Genomic DNA, 17,646 nt, shown 5'->3' with positions numbered 1-17,646 from the left:
GGAAAGGCTGACGCGGCTAGGCCGCGCGGGCACCGATGAAGTTCTTGCCGCGAGCGCCCTGCAAGGCGTACTGGATGATCGCTTCGGCATCCTTGGCGGCGACGCCGTAGTCGGCGAACTCGGTCTTCACCCCCAGGCTGTGGAGGAAGTCGCGCAACTGTCCCTGGGCTTTGTCCAGATCGTTGCCAAACAACCGTTGCAGGGTCTGGTCGCGTTCCTGGTCATGGCCCCAGGCAAGGCCGAGCACCAGGGGCAGGGTGAAGGAACAGGCAATGCCGTGGGGCAGGCCGTGGCGCAGGGTCATCTCATAGGAAATCGAGTGGGCCAGCGCGGTCTTGGTATTGGAGAACGCCATGCCAGCCTTGAGTGCGGCCAACGCCATGCGGGTGCGCAACGCCTGGCTGGACAGGTCGCGCAGCAGCAACGGCAGGCATTCGAGAATGTCAGTGATAGCCGACAACGCAAAAGTGTCGGAAATCGGGTTGGCGTTGACGTTCCAGATCGACTCCAGGGCATGGGACAGGGCGTCCAGGCCAGTAGATACCGTGACCCCGGCCGGCACCGTCAGCATCAGTTGCGGGTCGATGATTGCCACCTTTGGCCAGGTGCACTCCAGGTGCAGCGAGTACTTCTTCTGCGCGGCGGTGTCCCAGATGGTCGCCCAGGGCGTGACTTCGCTACCGGTGCCGGCGGTGGTGGGTGCGGCAATCAGCGCCTTGCAGCGTGCCGGTACAAACGGCTTACCGCTGGCCAGCAGGCCGAGCAACTCGTCGAAACGCCCGGACTCGGTGCCGACGATCAACGCCTTGGCGGTATCGATGGCGCTGCCACCGCCCACTGCGAGCACGGTCTGGCAGTGCCCGGCGTGTTGCCAGAAACGCTCATAGGTATCGCGCAGATGGGCGACGTCCGGATTCGGCTGGACGTCTTCAATGACGTACACTAGGCGCTCGCCCAGCAGTTCGCGGATGCGCTCCACCAGACCGAGGGCGCGGGCTTCGGGGAAGATCACCAGGGCGACGTCCTGGCCTTCAGTGATGGTGCTCAGCGCCTCGAGGCCGCCCCAGCCGAAGCGAGTGTCGACCGGGTTATGAAAACGGGCAGGCATAGGGAGTTCCTTTTTGTTGTTGTCGGAAGTGGCCCCATACTCGGGGCCGTCCGACAACAGCTCAAATCGTTAGATCGCAGGGTTGCATCGGTCAGGCCGATAACAGCGAGGGAGTCAGTGCGCCGTGGGGCGCTGGATGGCGTTGCGTAGGCGGCTGGACAGGGCGTCGGCGAGGATCACCATGCAGGTGATAACGATTATGCAGGTCGCGGTTTCCTGGTATTTGAACAGCTTAAGACTGCTCACCAGCTCGAAGCCCAGGCCGCCGGCGCCGACCATGCCGAGCACGGTGGCCGAGCGCAGGTTGACCTCGAAGCGGTAGAGGATCACCGCGATCCACGCAGTGATGACTTGTGGCAACACGGCAAATACGATCACTTGCAGCGGTCGCGCGCCAGTCGCTTGCAGCGCTTGCACCGGGCCTTGGTCGATTTCCTCGATGCTCTCGGCGAAGAACTTGCCGAGCATGCCCAGGCCGTGCAGCGCCAGGGCGAGGACACCGGGGAAGGGGCCGAGGCCGACGGCGGACACGAACACCAGGGCGAGGATCAATTCGTTGATGCTGCGGGTGACGTTCAGCACTTGCCGGGTGGCGTGGAACAGCCAGCGATTGCGGCTCAGGTTGCGCGCCGCGAGAAACGCCAGGGGAATCGCCAACAATACGCCGAGCAAGGTGCCCCAGATGGCGATCTGCAGGGTTTCGATGGCCGGGCCTAGCAGTCTGGGCAGAATGCTCAGGTCCGGCGGCATGGTACGCGACAGGAAATCGCCGATCTGCGGCAGTCCGGCGGCCAGTTCTGCGACGCTGAGCTGCGCGCCCTCGGCGCTCCAGTGCAGGGTCAGAACTGCCGCGAGTACCAGCGCTGCGGTCGACAGCCAGCCACCCGTGCTGCTCGGCAGCGTCACAGCCCAGTGATAAGTACGTGGTTGCATGTTCAGCCTCTCGATTCAGCGCAACGGTGGATTGGCAGGACAACCGATCGAGGCGCGGTCGTAGGGTCGGCTTCCTGACCCGGATAGATGCGCTGCAAGTCGGCATCACTCAGGCTCGTGGGCGTGCCGTCGAACACCAGCCTGCCGTGGGCCAGGCCGATAATCCGATCGGCAAATTCGCGGGCGTAATCCACCTGATGCAGGTTGCACAGCACGGTGATCCCCAGGTCGCGGCTGGCGTCACGCAAGTACTGCAACACCAGGCGCGAGGTCTTCGGGTCGAGGCTGGCCACCGGTTCGTCGGCAAGGATCACCTGAGGCTGTTGCGCCAATGCCCGGGCAATGCCCACGCGCTGCATCTGGCCGCCGGACAGCGCGTCGGTGCGCTCGCCGGCTTTGTGTGCCAGCTCGACCCGTTCCAGGCACTGCATCGCCAGAACCATGTCGTCGTGGCGGAACAACTGCAGAATCGAACTCAGGGTGGACACGGCACCGAGGCGCCCGGTCAGCACGTTCTTCAGCACACTCAGGCGCGGCACCACGTTGTGATGCTGGAAAATCATCGCCACCTGGCGCCGCAGTTCGCGCGGATCACGAGCGGCCAAGGCATCGATGCCGGCGACCTGGAGCGTTCCGGAATCGGCCCGGACCAGGCGATTCATGCAACGCAGCAGCGTCGACTTGCCGGCCCCGGATTGCCCCAGGACCACCACGAATTCACCCGGCTCGACGTCCAGGTCAATCCCGCGCAACACCGGGTTGGCGCCGTAGTGCTTGGTCAATTGGCGGACCCGGATCATTTCATGCTCCGCAAGTCGAGGTTGAGCACCTTGGCGGTGTCCCGCACTACGTCATAAGCTGAGTCGCTGGTGGGCTGAAAGCCGTCCAGTACACCTTGATCGCCCCACGGCAGCCCCTTGACCGAAGCCAGCGCCGTGGCGACTTTTTGCTTCAGCGCTGGATCCAGCGCCTTGCGCCAGACCATCGGCGACTCGGGAATCGGCTTTGAGCTCCAGACCAGCTCGAAGTCGTCCTGCTTGACCAGGCCCTTGTTCACTGCACTGGCAAAAATCCGGTCGGCCACGGCAGCGGCGTCGACCTTGCGGTTCTCCACGGCGAGGATACTGGCGTCATGGGAACCGGAGAAAATCACCCGCGAGAACAGCTTGCCCGGATCGAAGCCGGCTTGCTCCAGCCCGGCCTTGGGGAACAGATGGCCAGATGCCGAGCTCGGATCGACAAAGGCGAAGGTATGGTCCTTGAGGCCGGCCAGGTCATGGATGCCGCTGTCCTTGCGGGTCAGGATCACGCTCTTGTAGGCGCTTTGCCCGGTCTTGCGGGTGACCGCCACCGCGAAGGCTTCGACATCCGCCACCGAGGTCGCCAGCACATAGGAGAACGGACCGAGATAGGCGACATCGAGCTTGCCGGCACGCAGGGCTTCGATGATGCCGTTGTAGTCAGTGGCGACGAAGGGCTCGACCGGCATGCCCAGCTGGCTTTGCAGGGTGTCGAGCACCTGCTTGCTGGACTCGATCATCGCTTGGGAGTCTTCGGACGGGATCAGGCCGATCCGCAGCGCATCCTTGGCCATGACCGGGCCAACGGCAGTGAGGGAGAGCAGGGCGAAGCTGGCAACACGCAGAAACGAGCGCAAAGGGTTCATGGCAATCCAGGCTGTTGTGTGGAGTTGCCTGAGGTTAGAAATGTCACATGACAGTCATACGATCAATTCAATATGGGTTCCGCTAGCCAACTATTGAAGGAATCTATGGATGTCCAGCGCGAAAATGCGTGCCTTTCTCGCCGTCGCCCGCCACGGCAGCTTCAGCGCCGGGGCTCGCTCGCTCGGCCTCAGCCAGCCGACCCTGACCACCCAGGTACAGAGCATGGAGCGCCAGTACCACCTGGAACTGTTTCATCGTCGTGGGCGGCGGATTGAGTTGTCCGATGTTGGCCGGCAATTGCTGCCGATCGCCCAGGCCATGGCCGCTCTGGACATGGACGCGCACACCTTGTTGCGCGACTCTGGTCAGCTCGACAGTGGCCAGCTCAAGGTCGGTGCGGTGGGGCCTTTCCATGTGATTGAAATGGTCGACCATTACCTGCAGCGCCATCCGCGCATCGATGTGTCGATCCGGGTCGGCAACTCGGCCCAGGTGCTGGCCGATCTCGAGCGCTACAGCACCGACATTGCGGTGCTTGCCGGGCTGCATGAGGATCCGGGGCTGTATGCGGTGCGCTATGCGCTATGCGCGGCACGCGATCATTCTATTTGTGCACTACAAGCATCCGCTGGCCGGACGCGGGACGATTCGCCTCGATGAACTGGAAGGTCAGGCGCTGTTGCAGCGCGAGCCGGGCTCCACTACCCGGGCGGTGCTGGATGACGCGCTGGCAGCGGCGGGGGTGGTGCCACGGATCGCCATGGAGATTGGCAGTCGTGAAGCGCTGCGTGAGGCGGTGGTCCGTGGCCTGGGCATGGGGGCGGTGTCCGAGGCGGAGTTCATCGCCGATCCACGGCTGCGCACCCTCCGCCTCGAAGGCGATCCGCTGTACACCGAGACCTATCTTTATTGCTTGGCGGAGCGCCGTTCCAGCCGGTTGATTTCGTCGTTCTTCGACACCTCGCTGAAAACCTCGATGGCCTGCGCAGAGGCGGCCAGGTCGCCAAAGGATGACGAGGCATCGACGTAGCGCAGCGCCGACTTCACATCCTTCCAGCCGACGTAACTCATGATCGCCTTGATGTCCCAGCCATTGGCCGCCGCCCAGGTCGCAAACCCACGACGCAGGGAGTGGCTGGTGTACAGCTGCGCTGACACGCCGGCGCGTTGGAACACTCGACGCAGCACCGGGATCAGGCTGTTGCTGTTGAGTCCGTCCTCGGCCAGGTTGCCCCAGCGGTCGAGTTTGCGAAACAGCGGGCCATAGGCAATCCCCGCTGCGCCGATCCAGTTGGAATAGGCCTGGACCGGGCACAATTTCTTCAGCGCCGGGGTGCGAAAGGTGGTGCCCAGGTGCTGGCGGTCGCCCTTGCTGTGGGGCAGGTAGAAGGTGATCCCGGCGCCGGGCTCTACCTGGATATGTTCAACCTGCAGGCGTGACAGCTCATCCCCGCGAAAACCACGCCAAAAACCGATCAGCACCAGAGCGATATCCCGGCGATTGCGCATCACCGTGCCATGGTCATGGCGCGCCGCGGCCTGCTGCGCGTCGTTCTCCAGCCAATTGACCGCCTGTTCCAGATGCTGCAGAAGCAGCGGCGGTGCCTGTTTTTCCTGGGCTGGGTGCAGGGTGCGAATGCCCTTGATCATCTGTCGCACGCTGGGGGTCTTGGTCGGGTCTGGAAAACCCTGGGTGATGTGCCATTGCGCCAGCGCCGCCAGCCGCTGCTTCAAGGTGCTGACGGTGTGCTGATCGGCGTATTCGGCCAGATATCGCAGGATGCTGTCGCCCGTGGCCGGCAGAAAACCGCCCCAGGTCACCTCGAAATGCTCCACCGCCGCACGGTAACTGCGCCGGGTGTTCTCCCGGGTACCGGCCTTGAGATAGCGGTCAACCTTGTTCAACGGGGGCGTACTCCGAAGGGGCGTAAGGGGGTGGTTTGCAGTGTGAAAGTAGAGCGCAAATTGTTGAAAACAGCAAAAAACCTTGGAAAACAAGAATTTGCACCTGGTTTTGAGCGTTTTTTGGCGCTGGCTGAGTCGTTTTGATTACACCTGACATCGTACGGTATGTACCATGTAATTACGTACTAATTTATGTTTGTTTTTCGTGCTGATTTGATTGCTTGATAACAATGAATAATTGAGCGTTATCGCATGTTAATGACGAAAACGGTGCTTTGTGGCTGTACTGAGGGCCGGAAAGGCAGGGGGCAGCGCGGGATAACGTGCGGTATGAGGAGGCAGGGGGTTGAACTCGCACAGACGGGTGGCGCTCAAATACAGAACAAATGTGTTCAACCCACAAGGGGAGTGCGTTGTTCACAACATCGGTGTGCACACCTGATCAAACCGCAAGGAGACCCCCATGAACCGTACCGTCCTGACCGGCATGCTCATCGCCATCACCACCCTGGCATCTCCCGTCTTCGCCTCCGACCACGACCTGTGCACGCTGAAGCTGCAAGAACTCCGGGACAAGGTCACCACCTTGCCTGCCACCTCGGAAAACAACGCCACCCAAGTGCGGCAGATGCAGGCCGACGCTGTGGCCGCCAACGCAGCGAACGACGACAGGAAATGCATTACCCTGGCCACCCAGGCGATCATGCGCGTCGACAACATGTCGAAAGAGCCGAACCCCTAGTCCACATCATCCCACCCATACCCTGAGCCCTCAGGGCATGGCTGTTCCTGCAAGTTGTCCCCTCAAGGGGACATCCGCATTAGCGCGCTGCGCTTAAAGTCATCTCCACTTGCGCACCGGCTCACGCCCATAACCATAAAAACCGGAGATGCATCGCGATGCACACACCCCTCGCCGAGCCTCGTCGCTCTATTTATTTCGATTACCAGGTGTTCCCTGCCCATACCGCCAGCGTCGGCGTCGAGCCCGTCCAGCGCCACCCGGTGGTGATTGTCGGCGCCGGGCCAATCGGCCTGACCACCGCACTGGACCTGGCGCGCCATGGCATCCCCTCGATCGTGCTGGAGTCGGAACGCCAGGTCAGCGAAGGCAGTCGCGCCATCGTCTTCACCCGTCGTTCGCTGGAAATCCTCCAGCAGGTTGGGGTCTCCGAGCGGGTCACCGAAGCAGGCCTGGGCTGGCGCTCGGGCAACTCGTTCTATCGCAACCAGCGGGTGTTCCGCATGGACGCGCCCCATGATCCGGACGATCGCTTCCCGCCGATGACCAACCTGCAGCAGCCTTGCCTGGAACAATTCCTGGTCGACGCCTGCGACGCCAATCCGCTGGTGCAATTGCGCTGGGGCAACAAGGTCGAAGGCCTGAGACAGGCGACTGACTACGCGACACTGGATATCGACACCCCGGCGGGCGCCTATCAATTGCAAGCCAACTGGGTGGTCGCCGCCGACGGCGCGCGCTCGGCCATTCGCAGCCTGATGGGCCTCCAATTGGAAGGCGCTTCCTATGAAGGGCGATTTGTCATCGCCGACATCAAGATCGAACTGGACCTGCCGACCGAACGCCTGGCCTATTTCGATCCGCACTGGAATCCCGGCAACACCGTGCTGATGCACCGCGAGCCGGGCAACATCTGGCGCATCGACTATCAACTGCCCCGTGATGAAACGCCTGAGCAGGCCCTCGCGCCCGAATCCCTGCGCGAGCGCATCAACGCCCAACTGAAGATCGTCGGAGTGGAAAATCCGCAGTGGGAAATGGACTGGTGCTCGGTGTATTCGGCCCGCGCATTGACCCTGCCGGACTACATCCACAACCGCGTAATCTTCACCGGCGACGCCGCCCATCTGTTGCCGATCTTCGGCGTGCGCGGGGCCAACACCGGCTTCCAGGACTGCCACGACCTGGGCTGGAAACTCGCGCTGTCGATCAAGGGCCTTGCCGGCCCGGGCCTGCTGACGTCCTACAGCGAGGAGCGGGTAGGGGCTGCACGGGAAATTATCGCCGAAGCGGGCAAGAGCACCCGTTTCATGACGCCGCCGACTGCAGGCTATCGATTGCTGCGCGACGCCGTGCTGTCGCTTTCGCTGACCCAGGAATTCGTTCGCCCGCTCTATCACTGGCGCACATCGCGGCCCCATGACTATGTGGATTCGGTCCTCAACTGCAGGGACGACGACAATCAGCGCTTCGGCGGTGGTCCGCATCAGGGTGCGCCCTTGCTCAATATCAAGCTGGCCGACGAGGGGTTTCTTTTCGATCGGCTGGGCGCCGCGTTCTGCCTGCTTTATTTCACTGAGGCGGCGCAGTTGCCGGAGGAGGTCCAGCAACAGGTAAAAGCCCTGCGCGAGCGCGGTGTGCCATTGCAGGTCGTGGCCGTGGCCAGCGCCGGGCAGTCCACAGTCGTTGGCGCAGACGCAGTGATCGAAGACCACAACGGCCACTTCAGCGAAAAATACGCCGCGCGAGCGGGCAGTGCCTATCTGGCGCGTCCCGATCAGCATGTCTGTGCACGCTGGCAGCAACTCGACGACGACGCCTTGCGCCGAGCGGTCGACCTGGCCTTGGGTCATGAGTGAGGACAATAAAATGAACAAGCCGCAATTGAGCATCACCGACGTCGAGCAGATCTACGACCACCTTGCCGAAACCCTCGATCAAATCGCCGAGGATCAGCGTCAGCTGTTCCTGGTCAAGCTGGCGCTGCTCAGCGCCCGGAAAATAGGCGAGGGCAGGGCATTCCTCGAACTGACGCGCCAGGCCGCGCTCGACCTCTGACCTTCGTTCCATCGCCGCCGGCCCGTGTCCATAGGCCGGCGCGCCTTCCTATAACAACAATCAGGAAGTACCTCGATGACTCACCGTCATATTGCCTCTGCGGTTGTCTCGGCCGCGGCCGGCGCCCACGATCGCTGCCAACAGGTGTGCAAAAAAGTCTCCCGGCGTTTGCTGGCTTTTCTGTTCGTCTGCTTCGTGCTGTCGTTCCTCGATCGCATCAACATCGGCTTCGCCGGCCTGACCATGATGGGTGACCTCGGGCTGAGCGGCACTCAGTTTGGCCTGGCCTCGACCTGCTTCTATATCGCCTATATCTGCTGCGGCATTCCCAGCAACATGGCGCTGGCCCGGATCGGTGCGCGACGCTGGATCGGCAGCCTGATGATCGCTTGGGGCCTGGCGTCTACGTGCACCTCGCTGGCCACCGACGCCACCTCCCTCTATTTATTACGCACCCTGGTCGGCATCACCGAGGCCGGGTTCCTGCCCGGCGTGCTGCTGTACATGACCTTCTGGTTTCCGGCGGCCTACCGCGCCCGGGCCAACGCGCTGTTCATGATCGCCATGCCATTCACTGCCGGATTCAGCTCGGTGCTGTCGGGTTTGATCCTGGGTATGGACGGAATATGGGGCTTGAAAGGCTGGCAGTGGCTGTTCGTGTTGGAAGGCTTGCCCTCGGTGCTGATGGGTTTCGTGGTGTTCTACTACCTCGATGACCGTCCGCAACAGGCCAAGTGGCTGGACCGGGAAGAACAGCAAGTGCTGGCACAGGCGCTGGCTGCGGAGCGCAGTGATGCGGGGCAGGGCAGCGGAGGGCGCCCGCGCAGCATCTGGAGCGAGCTGTTGTCGCCACAGATCCTGCTGTTCTGCGTGGTGTACTTTTGCCTGGTCAACACCCTGGCGATGATCGCGGTCTGGACGCCATTGATCGTGAAAAGCTTCAACAGCGCCAGCAGTAACGGCGTAATCGGCTTGCTGGCCGCCATTCCGCAGGTCTGCACCATTGTTCTGATGGTGGTCTGGGGCCTGCATTCGGATCGCACCCGCGAACGCCGCTGGCACCTGGTGCTGCCGATGTTGCTGGCAGCGGCGGGGTGGATACTCACCGCGTTGTCCGCCTATCCACCGTTGCAACTGCTGGGCGTGTGCATGGCGGCGAGCGGTTCCTACACGGCCATGTCGATTTTCTGGACCACCCCTGACCAAAGCCTGAGCTTCCAGGCTCGCGCCGTCGGCATCGCGGTGATCAACGCCATCGGCAACATAGGTTCAGCGGTCAACCCGTTGGTGATCGGCTGGCTGAAAGACCTGACCCAGGGCTTCGGCTCCGGCTTCGCCTATGCGGCGATCCTGATGATCCTCGGTGCCTTGTTGGCGCTACGCCTGCCGATCGGCGGACGAGTCGGTCTGCCGGCGACGCGCTGAAGGGTGGTAAAGTCGCGCCTTCGAGCGCTCAAGACTCTCAGGTAAATCGTCATGCAGTATTGGCCATTACGCTCCAGCAGCAGTGATCACAGCCTGAACATGGGGCACGCGGCCAATCTGCTGGCACGGATCGGCCTGAACCGCAGCAAGTACCTGGCGGCAGATCTGCTGCAAGTCATTGGGCCAGGCGTTCCGCTGGCCCAATGCACCATCTTTGCCTATCCCCATCGCCGCAACCCACAGGTGTTCTCGTTCGCCGACCGCGCACGAGAGGTCTCGCTGCCGGACATCTCCAACAAATACGCCCAACGTTTCTACGCCCAGGATGGCAATCAGCAAGCCATGAGCCAGGGCACGCCGGGTACCCACATCATCGTCCAGCGCCAGGCCATCGACGACATCAGCCACGGCGAATACCGGCGCATCTGCTATGAGCAACCGCAGATTTCCGAGCGAGTCGCCTTGCTGACTCACTGCGAAAGCAACCGCTGGCTCTCGGTGAATTTCTACCGTGGTCGCGAGCACGGGCATTTTTCAGCAGGGGAGATGCACTACCTGGAAACCATCGCTCCCTTGCTGATCCAGGCCGTGCGCCTGCATTACCACGCTTATCTGCAAGCCAATGAACTGCCATTGTTGCTGACGGAAAGGGTGATCCGACAACAGCACGTGGAACTGACCTACCGCGAACAGGAACTGCTGCGGCTGATCATGTGCGGGCTTGAGGTGGAAGACATTGCAGAACAGTTGGGCGTGAAGCCGATGAGTGCGAGCACCTATATCAAGCGTTTGTATCGCAAGTTGGGGATTGGAGGGCTGCGGGAGTTGTTTGGGTTAGCGACGAGGGCAGAGTGGGCTTGAGGGGGCGTTATATATAACTCAACTAAATGTCTCTTTAGTTGAGTTATAACTAAATCAGCTTAATGGAGAGCAGGGTACGGACCCAACACTCATGCAGAGATCAAGCAAATTACCCATGGAAATTGCACGTTTCATTGGCGATTGCGCACTAATAGCCGACGAAATAGGAGAATCGCCTGCGAGTGTTTTCAGCTTCGAACGTGGCAGTGAACGCTTCTTTCTCAAAACCAGCGCTGTAACCTTCGTGCCCACGACTTACAGCGTCCTGCGTGAAGCCCGCGTCCTGCAATGGCTGGATGGCCGGTTGAGCGTCCCGGAAAGTTGTTGTCGTTACCGACAATGACCAGGGCGAATTCATGATCTCACGCTGCGTACCCGGTGAGCCCATCCAAAATCGTCTGCACAATCCATCCGTGGCCCTGGAGTTGCTTCACGGAGCACTGCGGCAACTGCAAGCGGTGTCCATCGCTGATTGCTCATTCGACAGCAGCGCTACCGTACGCCTGACAGAACTCGAATACCTGCTTGCACATAACCTGCACGCCAAAGAACACGACCTCAACCAATGGCCGAACCTGGATACACCCGAACAACTCCTGGCCCATCTACACGCCACAATCCCAAAGGAGCAATCGGTGTTCAGCCACGGCGATCTGTGCGACGCCAATGTCTTCGTCGATACCCAGGACCAACTGCATTTCATCGACTTGGGCCGCGGCGGCGTCGCTGACCGCTGGCTGGACATCGCATTTATCCATCGCAATCTGCGCGAAGACATTTCAGAAAACGTCGCAGAGATTTTCCTTGAGGGTTTAGGGGAACGTGACGAACCATTGCACCGAGAGTTCTTCGAAAAGCTGGATGAGCTGTTTTAGATTTGGGGCGAGGGAAATCGAGGTGAGATTGCGTTGCTGCAGCTTGAAATCTGGCCTGGACTGGTCCTGACAAGAACACACGTCACTTCGCATAATGTATATTATGTTAAATACGATGCCATGTTAGAAATGTTCATGAGCTGTTGTCTGTTTCCACTTACCTACGAATGTCGTCACGCGACTCAGCCACGAAAAATCATTAGCTTGCAAGCTCTAAAAAACAACAAATCTCGCGATGACCGGCACACTAGCACGATGAAATGCCGACTGGAGAAAACAAGCCTAGGGGGTCAGCCATCCATCAGCCGAACTGCTTGTATAATTCCTTCGCCACTGCAATCTCTTGTTTGTAGCCCTCATCTCTCCGCTTTTTTATGCGTCAAAGCGAATTTCACGAATCCCATCCGCATTGTTCAATGTTTTGAACAATGGTTCGCCACCTGCGAATTCTCTCGCGCAAGCGAGCTTGAGCTTATCTAGAATTTTCGCTCGGTTCTCCGGCGTTTGTTCCAAATGCCACTGTTCAAAGACTGCGCTCAGCATATGACCGACACAGATGGTTTGCAGGTTATCCGTTCTTCGCGATTCAAACAGCTCAACGCCATGCGCCAAGGTAGCGATGTTAGATAGAGTCCGTAACAGATAGCAATAAATGGCCAGCATTGTGGAAAGACGGGCTCCTCCCTAGCTTCTATGGTTCGCAAACACCAGGCTTGAATTTCCAGTAATCGCCTTCAGCGCTACTGATTGTCTTCATATTGAAACGATGTTCAGGTCGCAAATCAGTTCTGAATAGGTAAAACATATCTGAGACGACAGAGCCATTTTCCGCAAAATAAGAATGGCCCAAAAAGTCGGTACTTACGTCGCTAGCATCAATCGTTTCGATCCCTTTGACGACCGTTACTACCCGGTTGGTATCGCCGATTCTCTGCATTGTGTTGACTACTTTAGACGCTAATAGAGCCTTGTCTTTGGATGATGCATACAAAGTGACCGGTGCGCCGGCATTGACCAGCGCCTTACTTATACCCTTGAACTCATCCACACCGATATCTGGTGCGGTCAAAATGAGCTGCTTCAATCGAAGCCGCATGGCTGGCTTTTCATTTAGCAATTCAGAGATAGCTACAGCCATCCCCCGATTTCCCATGCTATGAGCCACCAGATAGATGTTCTGTGCATCTGTTTCTTGGAAAACGTCGCTTAGAAATTTTTTGATCTTTGGGGTCGCCCGCGCAATTATTTTTTCGTCGTCTCTATACGCTGGCATCGCCTCTTGTGAGGGCCAGCTGTAGAAAATTGGAGCCCCGTCGAAACCCAAGTCATAACTCATTTGAGCAGTACGTCTTGCAGCATCTTCAAAGGACGCGGTGTAACCGTGTATGAAAACAAGCGCACTCTTCCCTTTACTCTCTCTGATTTTCTCGTGTATAGCAGCGAGGAGTTGATCCCTTGTCACGGCCTGGATACCCAGAAGCATAAGATCGTTTCTTGGACTCTCTAGCGCCTTCAGACCTAGGAACGGTGCCTCCATCCTACCCAGACGATGATCACGCGGGATACTGACGTCCGCTACGCCATAACTCAGAGGGCCCTCTTCGCGACCGTATGCATCATAAGCTTGTAGGGAGCCGGTCGCATTTCGATTAGTTGCGTAGAACGTTCGAATAATGACGTTCTCGTAAGAACTTGTCGGCGATTTGGCAATACCGTCCTCTAGAGGCTGCTTAGGGGCAGTAATCAGCTTGATGTCCGTCTCAATCTGCTGGTCTGGAGCCGGAACAGGGGCTGGAGCGTGCATACTCCCAGTGAAACAACCTGCGAGTAGAAGCGAAATGGCTAAGAAACTGCCCTTAGTAGCAGTAGTCAGCATCTGATATTTCAGCCTCATAGCTTCCTCTCCCTGGTTGATATTGGATAACCCTAGACTGATCCGAGCAAAGTGCCACAACTGAAAATAGGAGCCGCAGACACGAGTAGTGTCTTATGAGGTCTGCAGGTTAATCCTCCATCACGCCCTCGCCCCAGTGGAGTGGGTCAAGGGCGTTCGCCGCTGAAACAGAATCATCCGGGCGCGTTGAAAAAGCGTATCTGTAAACCACCTCAAAGCACCCCATAAATCTGCGCAACCACCCGCAACGTAGCTTCTTCAATAGAACCTTCATTCCGACACAACACCCACCCATTATCCGCAACCGCCCGCTCAAACGCCCGGGTACAGGCGACATGCTCCTCCAGCGTATGAATTACCGTACTGCCCAACCCACGCCGACGCGCCGCTGCCCTCGCCCACGAAAGTTCAGGATCAGCGACCACCCCCACATGCAGATCTGGCACCCGCACGTTGCGTTCGAGGTTCAGTTGCAGAATCTCGGCGAATGGGATCAGCCGGCGGAACGCGGCCTCCGATGGGTACCAGCGATCGATCAGGATGATGCTGCCGAGCGGCTGTTTTGGCAGCACGTGTTGGGAGATCCAGGCACGGCTGTCGGCAAAACGTTCACAGACCTCCCGTTCCAGAGTCCGGCTGGGATTTCGCACCAGTTGGTTAACGAGGGCCATGGTTTCACCCCGCAAGGGATCACTTTTTTTCTCGCACAGGCGGATGACTTGTTTGTTGTCGGCCCGCAGTACTTGGGTCACGGCCTCCAACAACGTGGTTTTGCCGGCACCCTTGGGGCCATCCAGAGAAATGAACAGCGGACGTTTCATGTGTCACACAACGATTAAATGGATCAGCACTCTACCTGATCGAAGCATCTGCCTCTCAGAGAACTAAAGTCATTGCTCTGAGCAAACTTCTAACCGCAGGAGGAGTCCTCTCTATGAGCGGGCAAGCATTGCGCCGCAACTCACTACAACAGCTCCCCACTAAGGAACGGTCATGACTTTTTTTATTTTCCTCCTGGCCTGCGGTGCCGCGGCCAGCACAGGTTTCTTTTTCAAACCAGGAGAGTGGTACGAATCCCTTGCCAAACCCGGCTTCACCCCTCCCGGCTGGGCGTTTCCGCTGGCCTGGTCGGTCATTTACCTGTTACTCGCCTGGGCTGGGTACCGGCTGAGTTTGATGCCGGGGAGCCAAGTGGTATTGGCTTTGTGGGCGGCGCAGATTGCGCTTAATACGCTCTGGACGCCGGTGTTCTTTGGCGCGCACCACATTTTCGCCAGCATGGTGATCCTTGTCGTGCTCTGGCTGGTGGTCGCGGCAATGGTGGTGATGGCCGTGCGGCTGGATCTGATCACGGGTTTGATCCTGTTTCCGTACCTGGCCTGGCTGTGCGTGGCCTGCGCCTTGAATTTTTCAATTCTGCGCAAGCACCACTCAAGCGCTTCGAATCGGAAACACGAGGCTGAAACAGGTGCCTGATTGACGGCTATCGACGGTGACTTGCCCGTCATGCAATTGCATGATTGAGCGAACAATTGCCAATCCCAGGCCTCCGGAGTCGTCTGGCTGATTGCGTGACGGGTCGCATCGATAGAAACGCTCAAACAGTCGCGGAAGGTGTTCCGCGGCAATGGGCTCGCCCTGGTTGTGAACAGAGACTGCGATGCCCTCTTCGCTTGCCATAGTGCTAATGATCACTTGCGCAGCGGGTGCCCCATAACGCAGCGCATTGGACAGCAGGTTAGCCAAGGCTCGACGGATTAAGACTGGATCAGCCTGCAATTCGCCCTGGGCCTGATTGATCAGCGTTACATCGCGCTCTTGCGCAACGCCTTCGAAGTACTCACAGAGTTGCTCAACCAGGTCATGGAGGTCGATGACCTGGCGATTCAAGGAGGCGTTTGAATGCTCGGTTCGGGCGAGAAACAACATACTGTCGATCATTCGCGCCAGTCGCTCGTATTCTTCCTGATTGGAAACCAGCAGGTTCTGGTAGTCCTCAATCGAGCGGCTGTACCTCAGGGTTTGCTGGGTATGCCCCATCAGATTGCTGAGTGGCGTGCGCATTTCGTGGGCGAGGTCTTCGGAAAAGCGGGACAGCTGGGCGAACCCATCTTCAAGACGCGCGAGCATTTGGTTTAGCGCATTGCTGAGGGCTTGCAGCTCACTCAATTGATTGAATTCATTAAGCCGTAGATGCAAATGTTGAACATCAATTGCAGCCGCGTGCTTGGCCAGCACCCGCACAGGCCGTAAGCCACGCCGACTGACCCAGCCGCCGAGTACAAACGCCAACAGTGCGCCGACCGACATGGCGAACCAGAGTTTGAGTCGGTAAGCCGCCAGCATCTGTTCGCGCTCGCTCAACAACTTTCCAGCAATCAGGGTCAAGCCACGACCCTCCTGGTTGAGATCCTTCCACGCGAGTCGTACTGAAATCGACGAGTTACCGTCCCCCAGACGAGCCTGGGCAGTCGCAGGCAACTTGGGCAAGGACATGTCTACAGGGTTGATTTCGATCAGCACCTGACCGCTTTTATCAACAACCCACAGTAGATTGTCACTGTTGCCCAGCATGTTTTCGTAAAGTTTTGGCCGATTGCGCAGTTGCTCAATGCTTGCGCTGTCGTTGATCAAGGCTTGCACGCGCTCCAGGCGACCCAACAAGGCCTGATCGTCGCGCCAGGCAATTTCTCGCTCTAACGACTGATAAAGATAAAAGCCGATAGAGCCCAGCAGCAGCACACTGACCAGCGCGAACATCACCGCCAGGCGCAGGCTCAGGGCATGGGGATAGAGTTTCAGGATTGCACCTCAAGCAGGTAACCGATACCACGCACCGTATGGATCAACTTGAGCGGGTAAGGATCGTCAACCTTGGCCCGCAGACGGCGAATGGCGACATCAACCACGTTGGTATCACTGTCAAAGTTCATGTTCCAGATCTGCGAGGCAATCAACGAGCGCGACAGCACCTCCCCTTCACGACTGACCAACAGATGCAGCAGGGCAAACTCCTTGTTGGTCAGGATCAAGCGTTCACCATTACGGGTGACCTTGCGTTGCAACAGATTCAGGCTCAGATCGGCAACCAAAAAATGCTCAACCTCACGTGGCGGACCACGGCGCAACAAAGTGCGTACGCGGGCCAGCAGTTCGGCATAGGAAAAGGGTTTCACCAGATAATCATCCGCCCCCAACTCCAGCCCTTTGACCCGGTCATCAACCGAATCCCGTGCGGTCAGAAACAGCACCGGGGTCTGCCACTTGCGCCGGATGACTTGCAGTAATTGCCAACCGTCCAGTCCCGGCAACATGACATCCAGAATGATCAGATCGAATTCACTCTCCTGCACCAGATGTTGGCCATCCAGCCCGTCGAGGGCGATCTCTACCGAATAGCCCGACTCAGTCAGGGCTTTTCGCAGGTAATCAGCCATTTTCGTTTCATCTTCAACCACCAGGATGCGCATTTTTTCCTCCAGGACTGGCGCATAGGCTAGCCCGGTTCGCTGATTTCTTTCATTACATGTTGGTAATCAAGGGGTAATCATCCTGACGGGGTGGGCTGGGCATGATGCCGGGCAATGACGCCGACCGACCAAACCTGGGTCGTGGTGTGTCAGGCAAATCGCCTTCGCCGGCAAGCCGGCTCCTACGACAAGGAAAAAACATGGGTACCCGCCTACCGACTTCATGGCTGATCACGCTGGCAATGACCTCCGGATTCGCCGCTGCAGCCCCGGATCAAATTGCCCAGCGCAAGGACGTGTCACTGGCGCTGGCCAACGACTTGTTGACTGCCGCGCTCACCGCCTGCCACGCCGATGGCCGCACAGCCGTTGCCGCCGTGGTTGACCGCGGCGGCAATCTGGTTGCCGTGCAACGGGATGACGATGTCGGCCCGCATAACACCCTGGCGGCGCAACGCAAAGCCTATACCGCCCTGTCAACCAAAACCTCCACGCGGTTATTGGCAGAACGTGCTCGCGCCAATCCGGATGCGGAAAACCTCAACACCCTTGATGAGTTGTTACTCCTGGGTGGCGGAATGCCTTTGACGTTCGAGGGGCAAGTCATCGGCGCCATCGGAGTGGCCGGTGCCGGCGGCGCGGCAAACGACGAAGGCTGTGCAGTGGCTGCCATCAACAACGTCTTACCTTCCCTCAAGCACTAAGGAT

18 protein-coding genes and 1 pseudogene are annotated in these 17,646 nt (G+C 58.9%); 9 read left to right on the top strand and 10 right to left on the bottom strand.

Annotated features, from left to right (window positions below; translation table 11 throughout):
- Positions 1-16 precede the first annotated feature (16 nt).
- The 4 genes from psrA to KW062_RS15415 form a co-directional block, all read right to left on the bottom strand.
- The gene (psrA, locus tag KW062_RS15430; RefSeq protein WP_027618864.1) at positions 17-1,108 is read right to left on the bottom strand and encodes an iron-containing alcohol dehydrogenase PsrA; all 1,092 of its coding nucleotides are present in this window, start codon (positions 1,106-1,108) and stop codon (positions 17-19) included.
- A 114-nt stretch (positions 1,109-1,222) separates the two neighbouring features.
- Positions 1,223-2,041: a phosphonate ABC transporter, permease protein PhnE gene (gene phnE, locus KW062_RS15425; protein ID WP_027618863.1), complete on the bottom strand. Its 819-nt coding sequence runs from the start codon at positions 2,039-2,041 to the stop codon at positions 1,223-1,225.
- 2 nt (positions 2,042-2,043) lie between these two features.
- Complete coding sequence (gene phnC / locus KW062_RS15420) at positions 2,044-2,841, bottom strand: phosphonate ABC transporter ATP-binding protein (protein WP_105754199.1); 798 nt, start codon at positions 2,839-2,841, stop codon at positions 2,044-2,046.
- Complete coding sequence (locus KW062_RS15415; protein ID WP_027618861.1) at positions 2,838-3,707, bottom strand: phosphate/phosphite/phosphonate ABC transporter substrate-binding protein; 870 nt, start codon at positions 3,705-3,707, stop codon at positions 2,838-2,840. Before KW062_RS15415 ends, phnC begins: the two co-directional genes overlap by 4 nt.
- 109 nt (positions 3,708-3,816) lie before the next feature.
- On the opposite strand from KW062_RS15415, the pseudogene KW062_RS15410 reads away from it, so the two are divergent.
- A pseudogene (locus tag KW062_RS15410) lies at positions 3,817-4,675 on the top strand (LysR substrate-binding domain-containing protein); the annotation flags it as partial.
- Here the strand turns inward: KW062_RS15410 and KW062_RS28940 are convergent.
- Complete coding sequence (locus tag KW062_RS28940; protein ID WP_256351130.1) at positions 4,615-5,217, bottom strand: site-specific integrase; 603 nt, start codon at positions 5,215-5,217, stop codon at positions 4,615-4,617. The pseudogene KW062_RS15410 and the gene KW062_RS28940 sit on opposite strands and share 61 nt — an antisense overlap.
- A gap of 859 nt (positions 5,218-6,076) precedes the next feature.
- Between KW062_RS28940 and KW062_RS15405 the strand changes: the two genes are divergently transcribed.
- From KW062_RS15405 to KW062_RS15380, 6 genes are all read left to right on the top strand, one after another.
- Positions 6,077-6,355, top strand: coding sequence for a hypothetical protein (locus tag KW062_RS15405; RefSeq protein ID WP_105754197.1), 279 nt, complete (start codon positions 6,077-6,079; stop codon positions 6,353-6,355).
- Positions 6,356-6,513: 158 nt separating this feature from the next.
- Complete coding sequence (locus KW062_RS15400) at positions 6,514-8,214, top strand: FAD-dependent monooxygenase (protein ID WP_027618859.1); 1,701 nt, start codon at positions 6,514-6,516, stop codon at positions 8,212-8,214.
- 10 nt (positions 8,215-8,224) lie between these two features.
- Entirely contained in the window at positions 8,225-8,413 is a 189-nt protein-coding gene (locus KW062_RS15395; RefSeq protein ID WP_105754196.1) for a DUF2783 domain-containing protein, read from the top strand.
- A gap of 75 nt (positions 8,414-8,488) precedes the next feature.
- The gene (locus tag KW062_RS15390; RefSeq protein WP_027618857.1) at positions 8,489-9,838 is read left to right on the top strand and encodes an MFS transporter; all 1,350 of its coding nucleotides are present in this window, start codon (positions 8,489-8,491) and stop codon (positions 9,836-9,838) included.
- 51 nt (positions 9,839-9,889) lie between these two features.
- Entirely contained in the window at positions 9,890-10,699 is an 810-nt protein-coding gene (locus tag KW062_RS15385) for a helix-turn-helix transcriptional regulator (RefSeq protein ID WP_105754195.1), read from the top strand.
- 356 nt (positions 10,700-11,055) lie between these two features.
- A complete protein-coding gene (locus tag KW062_RS15380; RefSeq protein ID WP_218277051.1) occupies positions 11,056-11,574 on the top strand; it encodes a phosphotransferase in 519 nt (172 codons plus the stop codon).
- A 372-nt stretch (positions 11,575-11,946) separates the two neighbouring features.
- Here the strand turns inward: KW062_RS15380 and KW062_RS15375 are convergent, their stop codons facing one another.
- From KW062_RS15375 to KW062_RS15365, 3 genes are all read right to left on the bottom strand, one after another.
- Entirely contained in the window at positions 11,947-12,237 is a 291-nt protein-coding gene (locus tag KW062_RS15375; protein WP_105754194.1) for a hypothetical protein, read from the bottom strand.
- A 28-nt stretch (positions 12,238-12,265) separates the two neighbouring features.
- Positions 12,266-13,468 carry an alpha/beta hydrolase gene (locus KW062_RS15370; RefSeq protein WP_105754193.1) on the bottom strand — a complete coding sequence of 401 codons (1,203 nt, stop codon included), beginning with the start codon at positions 13,466-13,468 and terminating at the stop codon, positions 12,266-12,268.
- A gap of 212 nt (positions 13,469-13,680) precedes the next feature.
- Entirely contained in the window at positions 13,681-14,289 is a 609-nt protein-coding gene (locus KW062_RS15365) for a dTMP kinase (protein WP_105754192.1), read from the bottom strand.
- A gap of 172 nt (positions 14,290-14,461) precedes the next feature.
- Here KW062_RS15365 and tspO point away from each other — a divergent pair, with 172 nt between their 5' ends.
- Entirely contained in the window at positions 14,462-14,944 is a 483-nt protein-coding gene (gene tspO / locus KW062_RS15360; protein ID WP_051550535.1) for a tryptophan-rich sensory protein TspO, read from the top strand.
- On the opposite strand, the gene KW062_RS15355 is transcribed toward tspO, so the two are convergent.
- On the bottom strand, positions 14,900-16,270 hold the full coding sequence (locus tag KW062_RS15355) for a heavy metal sensor histidine kinase (RefSeq protein WP_105754191.1): 1,371 nt from the start codon (positions 16,268-16,270) through the stop codon (positions 14,900-14,902). The genes tspO and KW062_RS15355 overlap by 45 nt on opposite strands.
- Positions 16,267-16,938 (bottom strand): heavy metal response regulator transcription factor, encoded by a 672-nt coding sequence (locus KW062_RS15350; RefSeq protein WP_105754190.1) that lies wholly within the window; start codon positions 16,936-16,938, stop codon positions 16,267-16,269. The genes KW062_RS15355 and KW062_RS15350 overlap by 4 nt, the downstream gene beginning before the upstream one ends.
- A gap of 200 nt (positions 16,939-17,138) precedes the next feature.
- Here KW062_RS15350 and KW062_RS15345 point away from each other — a divergent pair, with 200 nt between their 5' ends.
- A complete protein-coding gene (locus tag KW062_RS15345; RefSeq protein ID WP_218277050.1) occupies positions 17,139-17,642 on the top strand; it encodes a GlcG/HbpS family heme-binding protein in 504 nt (167 codons plus the stop codon).
- Positions 17,643-17,646 lie beyond the last annotated feature (4 nt).

Origin of the sequence: Pseudomonas fluorescens, from assembly GCF_019212185.1 — a bacterium.
Lineage (GTDB): Bacteria > Pseudomonadota > Gammaproteobacteria > Pseudomonadales > Pseudomonadaceae > Aquipseudomonas.
The sequence above is the reverse complement of the archived record's forward strand: the minus strand, read 5'-3'. Positions and strand labels throughout refer to the sequence as shown.